Annotated in this window: 17 protein-coding genes; 4 read left to right on the forward strand and 13 right to left on the reverse strand. The window is 63.0% G+C overall.

Going from position 1 to position 17,501, the window contains the following annotated elements; translation table 11 throughout:
• Window positions 1-125: 125 nt before the first annotated feature.
• Genes LWF01_RS00320 through LWF01_RS00345 form a run of 6 tightly spaced genes read right to left on the reverse strand, consistent with a single transcriptional unit; the run spans window position 126 to window position 6,070 of the window.
• Window positions 126-1,055: a 1-phosphofructokinase family hexose kinase gene (locus LWF01_RS00320; RefSeq protein ID WP_349639045.1), complete on the reverse strand. Its 930-nt coding sequence runs from the start codon at window positions 1,053-1,055 to the stop codon at window positions 126-128.
• Window positions 1,052-1,996 (reverse strand): carbohydrate kinase family protein, encoded by a 945-nt coding sequence (locus LWF01_RS00325; RefSeq protein ID WP_349639046.1) that lies wholly within the window; start codon window positions 1,994-1,996, stop codon window positions 1,052-1,054. The genes LWF01_RS00320 and LWF01_RS00325 overlap by 4 nt, the downstream gene beginning before the upstream one ends.
• Window positions 1,993-2,889, reverse strand: a complete 897-nt coding sequence (locus tag LWF01_RS00330; RefSeq protein WP_349639047.1) for a carbohydrate ABC transporter permease — start codon at window positions 2,887-2,889, stop codon at window positions 1,993-1,995. Before LWF01_RS00330 ends, LWF01_RS00325 begins: the two co-directional genes overlap by 4 nt.
• Entirely contained in the window at window positions 2,889-3,845 is a 957-nt protein-coding gene (locus LWF01_RS00335; protein ID WP_349639048.1) for a carbohydrate ABC transporter permease, read from the reverse strand. Before LWF01_RS00335 ends, LWF01_RS00330 begins: the two co-directional genes overlap by 1 nt.
• Window positions 3,838-5,154 carry an ABC transporter substrate-binding protein gene (locus LWF01_RS00340; protein ID WP_349639049.1) on the reverse strand — a complete coding sequence of 439 codons (1,317 nt, stop codon included), beginning with the start codon at window positions 5,152-5,154 and terminating at the stop codon, window positions 3,838-3,840. The genes LWF01_RS00335 and LWF01_RS00340 overlap by 8 nt, the downstream gene beginning before the upstream one ends.
• 34 nt (window positions 5,155-5,188) lie before the next feature.
• Complete coding sequence (locus LWF01_RS00345) at window positions 5,189-6,070, reverse strand: SIS domain-containing protein (RefSeq protein WP_349639050.1); 882 nt, start codon at window positions 6,068-6,070, stop codon at window positions 5,189-5,191.
• 139 nt (window positions 6,071-6,209) lie between these two features.
• On the opposite strand from LWF01_RS00345, the gene LWF01_RS00350 reads away from it, so the two are divergent.
• Window positions 6,210-7,280 carry an amidohydrolase family protein gene (locus LWF01_RS00350; RefSeq protein WP_349639051.1) on the forward strand — a complete coding sequence of 357 codons (1,071 nt, stop codon included), beginning with the start codon at window positions 6,210-6,212 and terminating at the stop codon, window positions 7,278-7,280.
• 49 nt (window positions 7,281-7,329) lie between these two features.
• Here LWF01_RS00350 and LWF01_RS00355 read toward each other — a convergent pair whose 3' ends face one another.
• The gene (locus LWF01_RS00355; RefSeq protein WP_349639052.1) at window positions 7,330-8,187 is read right to left on the reverse strand and encodes a class II fructose-bisphosphate aldolase; all 858 of its coding nucleotides are present in this window, start codon (window positions 8,185-8,187) and stop codon (window positions 7,330-7,332) included.
• On the reverse strand, window positions 8,184-9,497 hold the full coding sequence (locus tag LWF01_RS00360) for an alpha-glucosidase/alpha-galactosidase (RefSeq protein ID WP_349639053.1): 1,314 nt from the start codon (window positions 9,495-9,497) through the stop codon (window positions 8,184-8,186). The genes LWF01_RS00355 and LWF01_RS00360 overlap by 4 nt, the downstream gene beginning before the upstream one ends.
• 109 nt (window positions 9,498-9,606) lie before the next feature.
• On the opposite strand from LWF01_RS00360, the gene LWF01_RS00365 reads away from it, so the two are divergent.
• The gene (locus LWF01_RS00365; RefSeq protein ID WP_349639054.1) at window positions 9,607-10,419 is read left to right on the forward strand and encodes a DeoR/GlpR family DNA-binding transcription regulator; all 813 of its coding nucleotides are present in this window, start codon (window positions 9,607-9,609) and stop codon (window positions 10,417-10,419) included.
• A gap of 161 nt (window positions 10,420-10,580) precedes the next feature.
• A complete protein-coding gene (locus LWF01_RS00370; protein WP_349639055.1) occupies window positions 10,581-11,603 on the forward strand; it encodes an NAD-dependent epimerase/dehydratase family protein in 1,023 nt (340 codons plus the stop codon).
• Between the two features lie 136 nt (window positions 11,604-11,739).
• On the opposite strand, the gene LWF01_RS00375 is transcribed toward LWF01_RS00370, so the two are convergent.
• Window positions 11,740-13,029 carry an MFS transporter gene (locus tag LWF01_RS00375; protein WP_349639056.1) on the reverse strand — a complete coding sequence of 430 codons (1,290 nt, stop codon included), beginning with the start codon at window positions 13,027-13,029 and terminating at the stop codon, window positions 11,740-11,742.
• Window positions 13,030-13,263: 234 nt separating this feature from the next.
• On the opposite strand from LWF01_RS00375, the gene fbaA reads away from it, so the two are divergent.
• On the forward strand, window positions 13,264-14,286 hold the full coding sequence (gene fbaA / locus LWF01_RS00380; RefSeq protein WP_349639057.1) for a class II fructose-bisphosphate aldolase: 1,023 nt from the start codon (window positions 13,264-13,266) through the stop codon (window positions 14,284-14,286).
• A 128-nt stretch (window positions 14,287-14,414) separates the two neighbouring features.
• Here fbaA and LWF01_RS00385 read toward each other — a convergent pair whose 3' ends face one another.
• From LWF01_RS00385 to LWF01_RS00400, 4 genes are all read right to left on the reverse strand, one after another.
• Window positions 14,415-15,044 (reverse strand): PAS and ANTAR domain-containing protein, encoded by a 630-nt coding sequence (locus LWF01_RS00385; protein WP_349639058.1) that lies wholly within the window; start codon window positions 15,042-15,044, stop codon window positions 14,415-14,417.
• A 325-nt stretch (window positions 15,045-15,369) separates the two neighbouring features.
• Window positions 15,370-15,927, reverse strand: coding sequence for a DUF3618 domain-containing protein (locus LWF01_RS00390; protein ID WP_349639059.1), 558 nt, complete (start codon window positions 15,925-15,927; stop codon window positions 15,370-15,372).
• A complete protein-coding gene (locus LWF01_RS00395; protein WP_349639060.1) occupies window positions 15,924-16,358 on the reverse strand; it encodes a phage holin family protein in 435 nt (144 codons plus the stop codon). Before LWF01_RS00395 ends, LWF01_RS00390 begins: the two co-directional genes overlap by 4 nt.
• Window positions 16,355-17,260, reverse strand: coding sequence for a hypothetical protein (locus LWF01_RS00400; RefSeq protein ID WP_349639061.1), 906 nt, complete (start codon window positions 17,258-17,260; stop codon window positions 16,355-16,357). Before LWF01_RS00400 ends, LWF01_RS00395 begins: the two co-directional genes overlap by 4 nt.
• Between the last annotated feature and the right edge of the window lie 241 nt (window positions 17,261-17,501).

Consider the following 17,501-nt stretch of genomic DNA (forward strand, 5'->3'; position numbering starts at 1 on the left):
GCATGAGTCCAGGGGTGGACGTTGAAGGCGTCCACCCCTGGCAACCAAGAGCACGCTGCAGCTCTGCGCGAGACTAACGGCGCCAGTCATTTGGCCTTGCCGGCAGCCACGACAATCCATGTTTCTTATGGCGCGGCATGGATTGTCGTGGTGGCGGCCGCAGCGTCGTGTAGTGCACCCAGCGACTTCAGGTCGAGCTCCGCGGCTCCGGGAACGCGGGCGTTCGCGGCTCCGGCCGCCGATGCGAAGGCCACGGCCGAGCCGAGGTCTCTGCCGTCGGCGAGCGCCGTGACAAGACCGGCAAGGTAGCAGTCACCACTACCGACCGGGTATAAGCCGGGATCGGCGGCTGGTGCAACCGCAGCCACCTCGCCGCTACGCTTGGCAATCGACCCCGCCTCACCATCGGTGATGACGGCGACTCCGCAACCGAATTCGAGTAGCGCGGAGGCTGCGGTGTCGGCGTCGTCCAGTCCGGTCGCCTCTTTCGCTTCGGCACGATTGATCTTGATCAGATCAGGCCGGGACACCGTCAGGATCGCAGGCAGAGCCGGACCGTGCACGTCGATGGCGAGCCGCACGCCGCGCATCCGCTCGTGTGCCAGCAGGTCGGCGATGTCCGACACAGCTATCCCGGCAGGCATCCCGCCGGACACTGTGAGCCACTCGCCGGGTTGGATCGTCGCAAGGCGTTCGGCGATCACGTCCAGCGGCACGTCAAAGCAGGTTACCGGCTCATAGAATTCGGTGAGGGCGCCACTTGAGCGATCGACCGAAGTCATGCACATCCGGGTTTCGACAGCCGAGGGAATTCGTTCAACCTCGACGCTGGTGGCGTGCAGCAACGATTCCACCAGGTCGCCGATGTGGCCGCCGAGTGGAACGATTGCACGCACGGGTCGCTCAAACTTCGCCAGAGCCCGCGCGACGTTCAGTGACTTTCCACCGGCCGAGCGGATGACTGTGTCAGGCCGGTGAATCGCACCTAGCTCGATGCGATCGAGGACGTATACGACGTCAAGTGCCGGCGTCAGCCCAAGCGTGTGAATCGTCACGGCAAAGCCTCTGTCAGCTCATTCTCGGTTGCCTGAGCGGCGGTTCCGCCTAGGGCTCGAACCGAAAGCGATCCGGCCGTCGCAGCCAGACTGAGGCGTTGTTGTTCGGCTTCTATGCCGCGGGACAGAGCCGCGAGATAGCCGGCATTGAAGCTGTCACCCGCACCGGTGGTGTCGACCACCTCGAGGACGAGCCCAGGTGCCTGGGCAGTGAGCGATCCGTGTTCGAAGCTGATTCCGCCGTCGGTACCAGCCTTGACCACGACCCGGCAGCCCAGTGCAGATAGCGCTTTCCCTGCCTGATCGAGGTCCGTGACCCGATCACCGGTAATCGCGCTGGCGATTGAGAGCGCCTCCGCACGATTGGGCAGGAAGACGGAGGTAAGGGGGAGGATGTCCTCGAGTCCGTCCCAGCGTTCGGTGGGGTCCCAATTGGTGTCGAGACTGATGGTCACACCGCGCTCCTGCAACCACCCGAACAGCTCAGGCAGCTGGGTGGCCAATATCGGCTGAAGGAAGTAGGACGCCACGTGGACATGTCTCGGTTCGAGACGCTCAACCGCGTTACGCACACCGGCGGCGTCAAGCGCCGGAATGGTGCCGGGAAACGTCAGAATCGCCCGGTCGTGCGGCTTGGAAAGCACGACCGACACACCAGTTGGCAGGGCCTCGGAGATCGTGACCGCCGATGTGTCAACGCCTCGCTCTCGAAGGTAGTTGAGCACGAAAGTCCCGAACTGGTCCGAGCCGACCACCGACGCGAGGGCACTGGGCACGCCGAGGCGGGCGAGTCCGCAGGCCACGATCGCCGCGCTTCCGCCGAGCAGTAGGTCGGCGCCTTCGAGTAGTTGTTCGGCCTGGCCGAAGCGAGGGATCGTGTCGCCGGTGAGCAGCAGGTCCGGGTTAGCGTCGCCGACGACTAGGACTTCGACACCGCTCATCCCTTGATCCCGGAGAAGGTCATCGTGGCAATGAACTGGCGTTGTGCGAACACGAAGAACAGGATAAGCGGGAGTGTCGCGACGAGGTTGCCGGCCATGAGCAGGCTCCACTCCGTGTGGCGGGTGCTTTGGAAGTTCGCGATGCCCAGCTGGAGGGTGAACGCCTGGTCGTTGTTGATCGCGATCAGCGGCCAGACCAGATCGTTCCATGAGCTGAGGAGGGTGAAAATAGCGAGAGTGGCCAGCGCCGGCTTGGCCAGCGGAAGCACGATGCGGAAGAAGATCTGCAACTTGTTGCAGCCATCGATTGCCCCTGCCTCTTCTATTTCGGCGGGAAGCGAGAGGAAGAACTGCCGCATCAGGAAGATGCCAAACGCGGTGGCGAGCCACGGGACGATGGCTGCGCCTAGTCCATTAAGCAGTCCGAGTTTCGAGAACAGAATGTAGGTGGGGATCATCAGCAGCTGGGTCGGGATCATGATGGTCGCAACGATCGCGAAGAAGCCGAATGTGCGGCCGGCGAACTTCAGGCGTGCGAACCCATAGCCGGCGAGCGAGCAGAGCACGATGTTCGACAGTATTGATATCGCCGACACGATCACTGTGTTCACGAACCACAGCAGTACATCCGTGTCTGTAAACAGCTTGATGTAGCCATCAAGCGTCAGATGCGAGGGGATGAACGGTGGCGGGAAGGTGACCAGTTCCCGAGCAGGCGAGAGTGAGGCCAACAGCATCTGGATGAAGGGGATGAGAAAGAGTACGGCGACGGGCAGCAGGAAGAAGTGCCAGCCACTGAATCCGCGGCGCCGCTTCTGCCGTCGACCTCCTTCTGGCCGGGTCGCAACCCGCTCGGATGACGTCACTACTTTCTCGAACACGTTGGTTGACATCAGAACGCCTCCAGATTTCGGCGCCGTGAGTAGATGACGACGCCGATTGTGATGATCAGAGTAAGCGCGAATAGTGCATATGCAGCGGCTGATCCGTACCCGAACTGCAGTGAGTGGAACGCTTTCTCGTAAAGGAAGTAGACGATTGTCTTGGTCGCGCCGAGAGGCCCGCCGCGTGTCGTTGTGTAGACGAGGTCGAACAGTTGGATCGCCGTGATGGTCTGCCAGATTGCCACGAAAACCGTCACCGGCGAAAGGTGTGGCCAGACGATCCGCCAAAAAGTTTGCCACCGGTTGGCCCCATCGATCCGCGCCGCCTCGATGAGTTCGGACGGAACGTCTTGCAGCGCTGCCAGGTAGATGACGGTGGTGAATGCTGCCTGCCCCCAGAGAGACATGATCGCGATCACGAGCATCGCCTGATGTGGATCTGCGAGCCAGCCCTGCTGGGGCAGGCCGAGCACGCGCAGCACATTGTTCACGACGCCGTACTGCGGACTGAAGAGATAGGTTGACAGGATTCCGGTGGCGGCAGTCGAGGCGACGAACGGCACGAAAATCGCTGTTCGGTAAAAGCCGATGAACCGGATTTTGCGGTTCAGGGCAACTGCGAGAAACAGGCCGAGGAGAACTGAGGCCGGAACGAACAGCAGGGTATATCCGAAGGTGTTCCAGACCGCATTCCAGAAGTCGGAGTCGGAGATCAGATCCGTGTAGTTGCCCGTACCGACGAATTCCGCGTCACTGAAGCCGTCCCACTCCTGCAGCGAGAGGAGAAAAGCCCAGCCCGCAGGAAAGAATGACAGCCCCAGGATGATGATCGCCGCCGGGCCGACGAATCCCCAGCCGGTCAGTGTTGCCCGCCGGCCCCGGCGACGACGCGACCGCCTTTGTGCCGCACCGGTGGAGACCGATGTAGCACCGGGAGCGGTTCCGGTGCTCATCGTGTCACTCACCGAGGGATTCGTCAGCGTCCTTGGCCGCCTGCTCAAGAGCCGGCTTCGGGTCACCTGCGCCCTGCAGCACCTCCGAGATCGCCTTGCCGATTTCCTCCGAAAGACCCGCATAGCCGGGAACGGTCGGCCGTGCCTTCGCGTTCTCCAGGTTTGCGGCCATCACGTCCAGCCCGGGGTATTCCTTCACCTGCTTCTTGAATACTTCGGAGTTCAGCTCGGATGACCTGAGTGGCAGGTTGCCGATCTCGACGTTCCATCGCTCGTCCTGCTCGGCGGAGGTCAGCCACTTGGTGAACTCCGTCGCCCAGTACGCGCGATTCTTGTCCTTGTGGTCGAATAGAGCCCAGAGATCGGCGCCGGATACAGTTGTGTGGTCGCCGTCGGTGCCCGGTAGCTGGACTACGCCGTACTTCGTGCCTGCGGTCTTGAGATCGTAGAGCTGCCACGGCCCCGACGTGATCATGCCGATCCGATCGCTGGCGAATAGCTCACCGAACTTCGTATCGGTCTGGTCGAGGTAGACGCTCTTGTCGTCGACCGCCATCCCACGCAGGAATGTAAGGGCGCTGACCCCGGCTTCGGATGCGAATGCCGTCTCTTTCTCGCCGTTGCCGAGGATCGAGCCGCCGCTTTGCCAGAGATGGGGCCAGAATTGCCAGGTTGTCTCCTCCGAGCCTGAGACCGAATACGCGTAACCATAGGTCTTGGTCGCGTCGTCTGTCAGCTGCTTGGCCGTCGCGGCGAAGTCATCCCAGGTCCAGTCGCCGGTCGGGTAGGAGACCCCCGCCTTGTCGAAGACAGTCTTGTTGTAGATCAGCGACAGATTATCGACGATGGCCGGGAAACCGATGGTCTTGTTACCGGTTGGCTGGGCCGTCAACCTCGCCGATTCCGGGAACTCATCCCATTTCACTTCTGGATTCTTCACCTCGTCGGTGATGTCCAGCGTGCGGTTGGATGACTCGAGCTCGCTGGCCCACGAGCCGAACGCATAGGAGATGTCCGGGTACTGGTTTCCGGCGAATCCCGCGGATAGCTTCTGAAGAAGGTCTTCGGTCGATGAGGCGCCGGGCGAGACCTTGATCGAGACATTTGGGTTGTCCTTCTCGAACTCGCCGGCGAGTTGCTCGATCAGCTTCTCTGCCTCGTCGGTCTGCCCGGACCAGATCTCCAGCTCGACCTTCGCCTCTTTATCAAGGGTCGTCGCGCCTTGCGAGTCGCCGCAGCCGCTCATTGCGCCAACCAATGCGACCGCAGCGACAACACCGGACGCTCGGAGGGCCTGCTTGCGGAGGAAAGATATCATCATTGATTCCATTCTGGGTGCGGGCTGCCTTCTCGGATCAGCTGAGGACGATGGACCGGGTGAGGTGCCGGGGGGTGTCGGGGTTGAGGCCCCGATACTCGGCGATCGCCACGGCGAGTTGCTGGGTCAGTGCCAATTCGACCAACGGATCCTGAGTTCCGGTGATTACGGTGGCTCCGGTGTGTTCGATATCCCGGATCAGACTCGCTTCGACCGGGCCGATGATCCACACCAGCGAGCGGTCGTCGGCGACGGCAAGGGGGCCGTGTCGGTAGTCCAGGGCCGGGTATGACTCCGCCCATGCCTGCGCGGCTTCGCGGATCTTGAGCGCTGCTTCCTGCGCGAGGCCGTATGTCCAACCGCTACCGAGATAAACAAAGTGTGTGTAGCGTGACACGTCAATGCCGGAGGGCTGGGCAAGCGCGATCTCGGCCTGGCCGGGAAGGCCGCCGACATCTTCACCGAACGCATTGCGGGCGAGCAGCAAGATGGTGGTGGGGAACCGCGTCTGTACGACCGACTCTTCGTCCGCGAAGTCGAGAAGGAGAACGTCGTCGGCCCGCTGGGCGATGGGCGAGTCGGCAACACCGGTTACGGCGATGGTCCGCACCCCGTCGGGCAATGCGTCGAGGGCCGCGATCACCTCGGTGGTAGTTCCCGATCGGCTCAGCACGATCACGGCATCATAGTCGCGCCATGGCCACGGCTCAGATGCGTACGCCGCGTCTGTCTGACCGAGGCCTGCGGCCTCGCGGAGAACCGCGAACGATTCAGCGACGAATGCCGAGGTGCCGCAGCCGAGTACCAGGACTCGGGAACCCGGTAAGGAGAGTAGGTCGGTCGCTTGGGCTGAGTGATCGGCGAGGGCACAGCGCCAAATCTTCGGCTGGCTGGCGATTTCGCGAGCGGTTGTTGTCACGGGGGCTCCAGTAGATCGAGGACTCGAACGCGTTGGTCATAGCGTTTGGACTTATCATTGGATGCGTGGTGAGCGTTTGACAATGAAATTGACCATATCGCTCATTTGAACTGTTCATTTGTTGCAGAGAGGTGTCGAAATGCCGCAGCAGCCAGACTGGGACAGGATTGCAGATTTGAGGCTGGCTGATTGGCTGCCACGCAGGAAGCTGCGTACGAAGGTCACCTCGGTCGACTCGCCAGCATTCCCGGTCATCGACGTGCACAACCATCTCGGCAGATGGCTGAGTGACGGGCGTTGGATGATCGACGACGTTCCAGCGCTCGTGGCGACAATGGACGAATGCGGGATCGAGACCACCGTGAACCTCGACGGTCTGTGGGGGGAGGAGGTGACGGCCAACGTGGAGCGCTACGACCGCGCCTACCCGGGCCGTTTCCTGACCTTCTGTCAGCTGGAGTGGGCCGAACTCGGGGCAGCTGACGGCGTCGATCGATTGCGCAAGTCGCTTGAGGACAGTACACGGCGCGGGGCGCGCGGCCTGAAAGTGTGGAAGACCCTGGGCCTGATGGCGCGCGACGCCGGCGGGGAGTTGATTATTCCCGATGACGAGCGGGTGATCCAGGTCATCGCGCATGCCGGTGAACTTGGCTTACCCGTGTTGATCCATACGGCCGATCCGATCGCATTCTTCGACCCTGTCGATCGGCACAACGAGCGGATCGAAGAGCTCACCGGCGCGCCGGACTGGTGGTTCGGCGATCGGGACAAGTACCCGACATTCGACGCGCTGCTGGACGCGCATGCGGCGCTGGTGCTGGCGTGCCCCGAGACGGCGTTCATCGGCGCCCACGTCGGTTGCGCGGCGGAAGACCTCGATCGGGTCGAGCGACTGCTGAGCGCGGCCCCGAACTACACCGTCGACACGGCGGGCAGGATGGCGGAGCTCGGCAGGCAGCCGCGGCGCTTCGGCCAACTGGTCGCCGCCTATCCCGGGCAGATATTGTTCGGCACGGACATCTATCCGGCGAGTAAGGACCAGTATCGGCTGCACTTCCGGTTCTTCGAGACCGCCGATGAGGGGTTCTCATACGATCCCGGCAGTGAGATCCCCGGGCAGGGACGCTGGGACGTCTCGGCACTGGACCTTCCGCCGGACCTGCTGGAGAGCGTCTATCATCTAAACGCACGGCGCATCCTCGGACTCTGACCACCGGGTTGCTCGGGGCCGACGACCGGCGCGTCGCCCGCCCGGAATGTCAGGCGGGGCCGGGCTCAGTTACCAGGCCGCAGAAGGCGCGGACGAGCTCCATCATCGCCGCTCGTGCGTCCCTGGTGTAGATGCGTGGATCGACGGCATCCGGATGCTCGTTCAGCGATCCGCGGAGCACGCCGGTCGCGGCGATATTGAGGGCGGTGCCCACGTTGACTTTGCGGATGCCCGCAGCGACGGCGGTGGCGATGACCGGGTCCGAAACGCCGGATGATCCGTGCAGCACGAGCGGCACGGGCACCGCCGCCGCGAGCTGCCGGATCAAATCGATGTCGAGTTCGGCGCTGCGGCTGCGCATCGCATGCGAGCTGCCGACCGCAACGGCGAGGCCGTCCACCCCGGTCTGCTCGACGAACCTCGCCGCTTCGCTCGGATCGGTGCGCACGCCCGGAGCATGCGCGCCGTCCTTGCCGCCGATCTGGCCGAGTTCTGCCTCCACCCATACGCCCAGCGCATGGGCGCGCTCGACCACCCTCCGGGTTGCGGCGACATTGTCGGCGTAATCACGCTTGGATGCGTCGAACATGACCGAGCCGACCCCGAACTCGCCCGCGCGGTCGAGGATGTCCTCGACGAGTTCTTCGTTTTCGATGTGGTCGAGGTGGATACCCAGCGGGGTGCTGCCCGATCGGGCGATCTCCCGGCAGGCAGCAAGCAGGGGCTCAGGCGACCCGCGGAAGGCGATAGCGTTCTCGCTAATCTGAAGCAGCGCCGGACTGTTCGCGGCGGTGGCGCCAGCTGCGATCGCCTCGGCGTGTTCGAGTCCGATCACGTTGAAGGACGGTAGGGCTGTGCCCTCGGCGACGACTCTCGCGATTAGCTCCGCCGTTGGGGTGAGTGTCATTGTCCGGTCTCGAGTCGTCCGCCCAGCGAGACCGGGAGGAGGTCCGCGTGTGCTGCCGTGAGGTCGTCGCAGAGCGCCCAGATCTCCGCGGGGGTCAACGATGAGCTGGCATTGGGATCGACGAGCACTGCCTGACGCACAAGGTCCGGGTTGCCTGTTCGGGCGGCTTCGATCGTCAAGGCGGCCACGGAGAGATAAGTCCGATTCAGGGCGGCCCCCTGCGGCGGCACATCGCCGAAGGGCATCGGATGAACGCCAGAGCTGTCGACGAGGCTTGGGACCTCGACGACCGCACCCGCGGGCAGGTTGCTGATCAGACCGCGGTTGACGACGTTCGCGTGGATCGTGCGTTGCGAACCGGTCAGGATCGAGTGGATGATCTGAGGCGCGTACTCGGCTGCGCTCTCCTCAAGTTCGAGGGACCGGCCGTCCGCAAGGGCGGCTTTGGCTTGATTGAACTCGGCGACGTTTTCCTCGGAGATTCCGATGTACTCGAGGGGGCGAAGCCGGAACTTCTCGATTTGGGCGTCTGATCGTAGAAACCACGACAAGTACTCAGCAGAGTGCTCACTCGTCTCAGTCGGGTAGAAGCCGATTCGCTCGAAGATCTCGACCCGCACCCGTCGCCGGAGTTCGGGGTCGGCGGCAATCGCCTCACGCAGCTTGGGGTAGAGGTCTTCGCCGTCGCGGGACCACTCGACGAGCCATGCCTGATGGTTCACACCCGCCGCACGGTAGTGAGTTCCTTCCAGCGGGACGCCGATAAGCCCGCAGAGGTCGCTGACCGTCCAGTACACGCTGTGGCAGAGGCCAACCGTCTTCAACTGCGGTGCGACCAATGACATCCACCAGACGTTCATCGCCATCGGGTTGGTGTAGTTGAGGAACCAGGCCTCAGGGCAGAGCTCAAGCATGTCGGAGGCGATTCCCGATAGCACCGGGAACGTGCGCAGCGCCCGGAAAACGCCGCCAACGCCAGTCGTGTCGCCTATTGTCTGCCGAAGTCCGGCTGCGGCCGGGATCTCGAGGTCGAGACGGGTCGATTCGATCCCGCCCACCTGGATCATGTTGACTACGAAATCCGCACCTTTCAGCGCCTGCCGGCGATCCAGTGTCGCGACGATCTGCACGGCACGATCGAAGTGTTGAGCTATCTGTTCCGCTGTACCACGCGCGACGTCGAGCCGGTCGGGTTCGATGTCGTGGAGGACGATACGCAGCGACGGAAGGTCGTCGAAGCGAAACAAATCGGCGAGCAGCTGGCGGGTGAAGACAACGCTTCCCGCTCCGAGGAAAACAATCTGAGTCATGCAGCGATCATCCGACAGTCTGTGTAATCCGCGCAACAAAATGAGTGATTCGTGTATAAAGTGATCAGATGAACTGATTGGCTGGCGGCACCGAGAAGAAGGATGGACATTGATCGCGACATCTACCGAGACTCTTATTGCGCGCGTGACATCGGGTCGCCGGGCGAAACGCATGGTGGCCATCCTCGACCTGGTGGCGGAGCGCGGGACGATCAGCCTCGCGGATCTCCTGGAGACACTGTCGATCTCGGCGGCGACTGCTCGGCGCGACCTCGCCGAGCTGGCTGAACAAAATCTCATCCTGCGCACCCACGGCGGAGCATCCGCTGTCGATCGCGGCCGGGAGATACCGGTCGCCCTTCGCGACACCAGATTCCAGGATGCGAAACGGACAATTGCGAAAGCGATGGTCAAACGACTGCCCGCCGAGCGACACGTGATAGCCCTCAGTGGTGGAACCACCACCGCCAGCGTTGCGCGCGAACTGGCAACGCACCGAGACATAGCCGTCGTCACCAATTCCCTCACCATCGCCGGACTGCTCTCTGGCTACCCGGATGTGCGCGTTGTGATGACCGGTGGATTTCTGCGTCCCCAATCACTCGAACTCGTTGGCGCGCTGGCGGAGAACACATTCAATTCGGTCAACGTCGGCACCGCAATCGTGGGCGCCGACGGTGTGAGTGCCTCGGCCGGCGTGACGACTCACGATGAGACGGAGGCACGGACCAATCATGCGATGGTAGCGAAAGCACAACGCGCCGTAGTGGTGGCGGACGGATCGAAGATTGGCCGAGTCGCACTAGCCCAGATTGCCGACATCGATAAGATCTCAATGCTGATAACCGACAAAAGCGCCGACCCCGAAGCGCTGAGTGAAATCCGCGCGGCCGGGGTCGAAGTCGTGATTGCCGACGCCTGAACATCTCAACTGTTGTCTGCAACGGGTGTGACAGTGGGCGGGCGGCTTTGGCCTCGGCCGCCCGGCGGCATTGACGCACCACCACCGGGCGGCAAGTATGTGAAAACCGCAGTCTCGGAAGAATGGCGGCGGTAGCGAACGTCCGACGAAACGGGGTAGCCATGAAAATCGCGGTAATAGGCGCAACCGGGAACGTGGGGACGGCGATACTTCGCCGGTTGCACGAGAGTCCGGATGTCGACGGCATAGTCGGGGTGAGCAGGCGCCGGCCGGATGGGGCCGCCGCGCCGTACCACAATGTCACCTGGCACCAGATCGATGTCGGCGACAGAACCGCGATCGACGAACTTTCCCCGGTGCTGCGTGGCGTAGACGCGGTCATCCACCTGGCCTGGCTGCTGCAGCCGAACCACCAGGAAAGCGTTCTTTACCGGACAAACGTCACCGGAACGGCGAACCTGCTGGCCGCCGCCGAGCTGGCCGGCGTGCCTCATGTGATCTGCGCGTCGTCAGTCGGTGCCTACAGCCCGGCGTCCAAGGACACCCGGGTTGACGAGACCTGGCCCACCGGCGGAATCCATACCTCTCATTACAGTCGGCACAAGGCCGCACAGGAACGACTGCTCGATGGATTCGAGGCCCGCCATCCGCAGATCACCGTCAGCCGGCTTCGGCCCGGGCTGATCTTCCAGGGCGCGGCCGGAAGCGAGATCGGCCGGTACTTTCTCGGACCCTTTGTGCCAAAGGGATGGCTGGGCCGACTGCCGCTCGGTTTGCTGCCGTTTCCGGCCAGATTGCAGTTTCAGGCTGTGCACTCCGATGATGTCGCAGAAGCCTATTGTCAGGTAGCCGCGCAACAGGCAGCAGGCGCATTCAACATAGCCGCCGAGCCGGTGTTGGGGCCGGACAACCTGCCATCCCTTTTGGGCGCCGGCCGCACCATCGACCTGCCAGTTTCAGTGCTGCGCTCCGCGGCCGCGCTCAGCTGGCGCCTTCGGGTTCAGCGCTCAGATCCCGGTTGGGTCGACATGGCGGCGCAAGCCCCGTTGATGTCGACCGAGCGGGCTCGGACGGTGCTCGGTTGGCGGGCAAAGATGAGCGCGATGGAGGCTGCCGCCGACGTGATTCGCGGACTGGGCTCCGGCGACGGCCTCAGTCAATCGCCGCCGCTGTCTCCGCGCTGACGCGTACTTCCGCGCAGCTCGCCTGTCGTCGCGTTGTCCGCCATTGAGCTCCGGCAGCAGCTCGGTCGGCACGACCCCGATGTCCGTGCGCTGCTTGCGTGCCGCGGCGGGCAGGATCCGTACCGGACAGCCGTTGCTAGTGGACTCTGACATGGCGGACCCGGAGCGGGATCACGATCAGCAGGCCGAGCAGCAGCACGACCGCGATGCCGAGGACGCCGGCTCGCTGGAACCCGAAGATACTGATCGCGGTGGAGAAGGCCAGAGGTCCGAGGAAGCTGACGGACCTGCCGGTCGTTGCGTAAAGGCCGAAATTCTCGCCCTCACGTCCGGCTGGTGTGATCCGGGCGAGCAGCGTGCGGGATGACGACTGGACCGGGCCGACGAAAAACGACAGCACCATCGCGCACACCCAGAACACCGTCTGGTTCTCGCTGATCATGATCGGCACGGTCCCGGCGATAAGGCATAGCAGCCCCGCCACGATCACCGTCTTCGAACCGAGCCGGTCGTCGAGCGGGCCGCCGATCAGTGCGCCGGTGCCGGCCACCACGTTGGCCGCGATGCCGAGGACTATAATCTCGCTGGCGCTGAATCCATAGCTGCCTGCGGCCAGAACACCGGCAAACGAGAAGATCGCGGCCAGTCCGTCGCGGAAGATCGCGCTGGCCAGGAAGAAGTGCAGGGTGCGCCGGTCCTCGCGCCATAGCTCACCCAGTCGGCGTATCAGGCGTTTGTAATCGCCCAGGAATGCCTTGACCGCGGCGAGGGGACCGCTGGCTTCGACTGCGTCATCGCGCGGCGGATTTTTCGGTCCGGTGATCAGGATCGGAATTGCGAAGATGGCGAACCAGGCAGCGGCGGCGGCGGCAACAAGCCGGTAGCGTAAGCCGTCGGCGTCGGAGGCACCGAGCAGGCCGACATCGGGCTGAATGAACGCGAAGAGCATCAACACGAGCAGGACGAGGCCACCGAAGTAGCCCATGCCCCAGCCGAACCCGGAGAGTTTGCCGATGTTCTTCTCGCTGGCGATCCGCAGCAGCATCCCGTTGTAGCTCACTTCGGCGAACTCGAAGAAGACACTGCCGGTCGCCACCAGGATCAGGCCGAGTAACAGGTACTCGGGAGAGTCGCGGACGAAAAACATGCCGGCCATCGATGCGACGACGATGAATGTGTGCAGGCCGAGCCAGAAACGGTGCCGTCCGGCGACATCGGCACGGGTGCCCGCGGCTGGCGCTATTACGGCAATGATCAGGCCGGCGATGGAGAGCGCGTAGCCGAGCTGTGCGCTGCCATCGGTCTCATTCGCAGCCACGCCCTTGGTCAGGTACGGCGCGAAGACGAAGGTGATGATGACGGCGTTGAATGCTGCAGACCCCCAGTCCCACAGTGCCCAGCTGACAACCGCCTGCTTCGAGGTCACCCCGGCGGTCTCCGTGGGCCTTCCATTGTGCACAGTCAAGGCGAAACGGTCCGCTCTGTAGGTTCTGGTAGTGGCAATTTAGTGACGACCATATCGAAGAAGTGGACCGTGCGGCAGGTATTGCCAGCACCCCCTGTGGGTGGCGACCCTGCGGCAGGCATGGAAAGATCGTCAGTATCGGAGTCGATGCGGCTCCTGTACGACTCTTGACGTTCTCAAAGAAGGAGCCAGCAAATGCCGATCGCTACCCCCGAGGTCTATGCCGAGTTGCTCGATCGTGCGAAGAGCGACGGCTTTGCCTACCCGGCGGTCAACGTTACGTCTTCCCAGACCATCAATGCGGCGATCCGCGGCTTCGCAGAGGCTGAGTCGGACGGCATAATCCAGGTGTCCACCGGTGGGGCCGAGTACATCTCCGGACCGACGGTCAAGGACAGGGTCCGCGGCGCCACCGCATTCGCAATCTTTGCTGAGGAAGTCGCGAAAAGCTACGACGTCAACATCGCGCTGCACACCGACCACGCACCAAGGGATGCCGTCGAAGAGTGGGTCAAGCCCCTGATCGCGGCATCGACTGAGCGGGTGAAGAACGGCCAGAATCCGCTGTTCCAGTCGCATATGTGGGACGGTTCGGCCGTGCCGCTTGATGAGAACCTCGTGCTCGCCGAGCAGCTGCTGGAACTTTCGGCCGCCGCCAGGACGATCCTTGAGATTGAGGTCGGCGTCGTGGGTGGCGAGGAAGACGGCGTCGACAACGAGATCAACGACAAGCTTTACACCACGATTGCTGATGGACTGGCTACTGCCGAGGCGCTGGGTACCGGCGAAAAGGGCCGGTATCTGACCGCGCTCACCTTCGGAAACGTGCATGGCGTGTACAAGCCAGGCAACGTGAAGCTGCGCCCGGAGATTCTCAAGTCGATTCAGGATGAAGTAGGCGCGAAGGTCGGCAAGGATCGCCCGTTCGACCTCGTGTTCCATGGCGGCTCCGGCTCGTCCGAACAGGAGATCGCGGACGCGGTCAGCTATGGCGTGATCAAGATGAACATCGACACCGACACCCAGTACGCCTTCACCCGACCGGTCGCCGACCATATGCTGCGCAACTACGATGGCGTGCTGAAAATTGACGGCGAGGTCGGCAACAAGAAGATGTACGACCCGCGTGCCTGGGGCAAGGCGGCCGAGGCAGGGCTGGCGGCCCGTGTCGTCGAAGCCGCGCAACACCTCGGCTCGGCGGGCAAGCGGCTCAAGTAGTCCTGGGGTCCCGAGTTAGGACCGCGAACTTCAGGCAGGACCGCGGCCGATCGACGATCGCGGTCCTGCACAGGGTTCGCGTTCCTTGCCGGCAGCCTGCGCAGGGTTCGCGTTCCTGGCCCAGCCTTCTAGCGCCGCCCGGAAGGCTGGGCGTCGCTGGTGGCGACTTCTTCTGCCGCAGACTCCCCAATGGTCTCGAACAGTGAATCGGCGAAGTTCTTCGCAATGTTCGGCCGGTCGAGGCGTTGCACGAGATCGTTGGCCAGCTGCCACAGCTTGACGTTGGCCAGCTGGGAGTGCCGGCTCAAAATGCTGAATGCCGCCGCATCGTCGATGCCATAGAAGGCCATAAGCGCTCCTTTGGCCTGCTCGATGCTGGCCCTGTGCTCGGCCGAACGGGTCACCGCTTCGTGCGTTTCGCGATGAATTTCCGCCTTGCGGCTACGGGTGAGGTCAATCAGGAAGCCGTTTACCCTTGTCACTTTGTTGTCGTCATCCTGAATTCCATGTCCGACGGCGACAACGTGCCGGACCGTATTGTGGGAATCGAGGAGCCGGTAGTAATGGCTGAACGCCTCGCCCGTCGAGGTTGCCTGGATGAAGACCCGGCGAACATCGGAGCGGTCGTCTGGGTGCTTGTGTGCCAGCAGAAAGCCGGTTGTCGGGACGATATCCCCGGGTTCAAAACCGTGGATCTCATACATTTCGTCCGACCAGGTCCACGTCTTGGCCGCGGTGTCGTACGTGAACGTCCCCACTAGGTTCCCGGAAGTCGGAACGCTGGAGGCCGCCGACGGGCTCGAAGTATCACCAAAAGCCATAGTGTGCTCATTCCTTCTGATGGACGAACCATCCAAAAAAGACTGAAGCCGACCTCTTGACCTGTATAAGACGGTAACGATCGTCCAGTAGAAGCGCAAGCTCGAGTCAGTTCATGACGAAGGAGCCTGGCGCGGCTAAGCATGGGCTGCGAACATGTGCGGCGCGGTAGGCGTGACCCGAATCGCGCACGGCGCGATGGGTGGCGAACGCAAGGAACGCCGACCGCTTGCAAGCGATCGGCGTTCCTTGCCAGGGGCGAAGTCAGTTGTTTGGCTTCACGTCCCGCGCGGCTTCCTGCGCGTGGCCACCTACTCGCTCGGCTTCGCTGGCACCCTGGTCCTTCACAGTCTGCGCCGAATCGGTCACCTGATCCTTGACCGCGGTGGCCGCCTCTTGCGCCGGCTCCCGCAGGTTATCGGCGGCCTCCTTGGCGGCGTCGCCAAGCCCTTCGCTTGCCTTCGACTTGATTTGGACAGCAAGTTCCTCTTCCTGGCGGCTGGCCGGAATCAATGCGGCGAGCAGCATGCCCGCACCGAACGCAATCGCCCCCATGGCGAGCGGGTTGCCCTCGGCTTTGCCGCGGATCTTGTCAGGAGCATCGGAAGCAGCGCGCTTCAAAGCCGCCCCACCCTTGCCCGGCCCGGAGTCGGCACCGAACAATTTGTCCTTGACGTTTCCCGCGGCGTCGCGCACTTTCTCCGTTTGCCGATGCGCAATGCTGCGTGGGTTGACCTTGTCCTCGATCGCATCGACATCGTTGCTGAGATTGCTTTGCGTGCGCTCGATATCAGCCCGGATTTCGTCTGGGTTATCGCTCATTGCCGACCCTCGTTTCCTTTAAGTGCCTCGGGGATTTCCTTGACGGTGCTCGCGGTCTCCGGGAGGCCCTGAGCTTGCTTGAGTTTTCCTCGGCCGACCATGGCCAGGACAAGCGCTACGACTGCCCAGATGACGGCGACGATAATTGCGGACCAGCCGAAGCCGATCTGGGTGCCCAGCCCGTACCATAGCGCCGCGGAGAGAAACAGCAGCACGAATTGGGCTGCAATCAACGCACCGACGAGTAGTCCGATGCCAGCGCCAGCCTTTTGTGCTGTTTGCCGTGCTTCCGCCTTCGCGAGCGCGATCTCCTGACGCAGCAGCGTGGAGAGATCCTGAGTCAACCGGCCTACGAGGTCACCGAGCGACGCAGCCGACGCGTTGTCGGCGTTGCCTGCCGCCGAGTGACCTCCCGCGGAATGGCTGGTCATGGGTTTATTCCCTCCCCGGGAGTGGCGCCGCGGACACCGCTGCCGGACGTGTAGCCGGCCTCGCTTCCGCCTCTTGGGTAACCCTGCTGGCCGCCAGTTACCGGAGCAGCGGGCTGACCTGTATAGCCAGGTTGAGCCGGGTTTCCGGGCTGCGCGCCGCTTGGATAGCCGGGTTCGCTCCCGGCTGGGTAGCCCGCCTGGTTGCCAGCCAGATAGTCGCCGGTGGGGCCTGTTCCGGTTTGAGCCGCCAGTGGATCAGCATGCTTCGGCGAACCGTCACTCGTCGAGTGCTCTTTCTTGTCGTCCACAACTCCTCGGGTGAGTCGGCCAGCCAGAATTCCGGCGCCTAGTGCGATGCCGATGAAGAGCGCGGGCTTACGCCGGGCAAAACTCTTCACGTCGTCGAGCAGGTCGCGGGGTTCCTTGTCGCCGATCCACGAGGCCGCGGAGTCAAGTCGCTCGGATGCCTGGCGGACCAGCTGAGTTGCCAGGCCGGAATCCTCTGAGTGCTCGGCCATGGAACCGAACTCGTCGCGAAGCGAGCGGATGGTGTCCAGCGCACGTTCCTGCTGTGTCGAGGCCTGCTGACTCAGCTGCTCACCGGCTTGTTGCGTAACGCTCCTGGCCTGTTCCTTGACTTCATCGAGCACGCTTGAGGCTTCGCCTTTTACCGTCTCCGCCACGTTCTTCCCGGCATCGCCGGCCGTCTGACCGACCTCTTTGGCCTTGTCTTTCGCCGTGTCGGTGGAACTGCCACCGACTGTGGATCCGGTTCCTGTGCTCCGATCAGGCCCGGTTGCCCGATGCAGACCGGCGTCGCTGGACACTTCGGTTGGTTGAGCAGGGACCGAAGGCGGTGGGACCACCTCAGGGTCCCGATCATTGTGCGGATACTGCGTCATGGTTCTCCCCTTCTCGCTTAAGAGATATTGCTCCGGGACCTCTTCAATGTCAGATCGCGGGCGTAACAGGAGGGAAACGCACAGCTGCTTGACGTCCCTGCCGTCACCACCGGCTAAGCGGCGTTACCAGGCTTGTGCCCAAAGCTCGAGAATCTAAACGTCATCCTGTGCCGGGTCTTTCAGGTGACGCGCTGGCGCGAGAACCAGCGGTTCCCAAGGTGGGCAGTTCCTCGGTCATGCT

Origin of the sequence: Saxibacter everestensis, assembly GCF_025787225.1 — a bacterium.
GTDB lineage: Bacteria > Actinomycetota > Actinomycetes > Actinomycetales > Brevibacteriaceae > Saxibacter > Saxibacter everestensis.

Excerpts from the sequence above, each read along its gene's own strand:
- LWF01_RS00325 (WP_349639046.1), bottom strand. The coding sequence starts at position 1,996 with ATGAGCGGTGTCGAAGTCCTAGTCGTCGGCGACGCTAACCCGGACCTG.
- LWF01_RS00330 (WP_349639047.1), bottom strand. The coding sequence starts at position 2,889 with ATGTCAACCAACGTGTTCGAGAAAGTAGTGACGTCATCCGAGCGGGTT.
- LWF01_RS00340 (WP_349639049.1), bottom strand. The coding sequence starts at position 5,154 with ATGATGATATCTTTCCTCCGCAAGCAGGCCCTCCGAGCGTCCGGTGTT.
- LWF01_RS00350 (WP_349639051.1), top strand. The coding sequence starts at position 6,210 with ATGCCGCAGCAGCCAGACTGGGACAGGATTGCAGATTTGAGGCTGGCT.
- LWF01_RS00355 (WP_349639052.1), bottom strand. The coding sequence starts at position 8,187 with ATGACACTCACCCCAACGGCGGAGCTAATCGCGAGAGTCGTCGCCGAG.
- LWF01_RS00360 (WP_349639053.1), bottom strand. The coding sequence starts at position 9,497 with ATGACTCAGATTGTTTTCCTCGGAGCGGGAAGCGTTGTCTTCACCCGC.
- LWF01_RS00370 (WP_349639055.1), top strand. The coding sequence starts at position 10,581 with ATGAAAATCGCGGTAATAGGCGCAACCGGGAACGTGGGGACGGCGATA.
- fbaA (WP_349639057.1), top strand. The coding sequence starts at position 13,264 with ATGCCGATCGCTACCCCCGAGGTCTATGCCGAGTTGCTCGATCGTGCG.
- LWF01_RS00390 (WP_349639059.1), bottom strand. The coding sequence starts at position 15,927 with ATGAGCGATAACCCAGACGAAATCCGGGCTGATATCGAGCGCACGCAA.
- LWF01_RS00395 (WP_349639060.1), bottom strand. The coding sequence starts at position 16,358 with ATGACCAGCCATTCCGCGGGAGGTCACTCGGCGGCAGGCAACGCCGAC.
- LWF01_RS00400 (WP_349639061.1), bottom strand. The coding sequence starts at position 17,260 with ATGACGCAGTATCCGCACAATGATCGGGACCCTGAGGTGGTCCCACCG.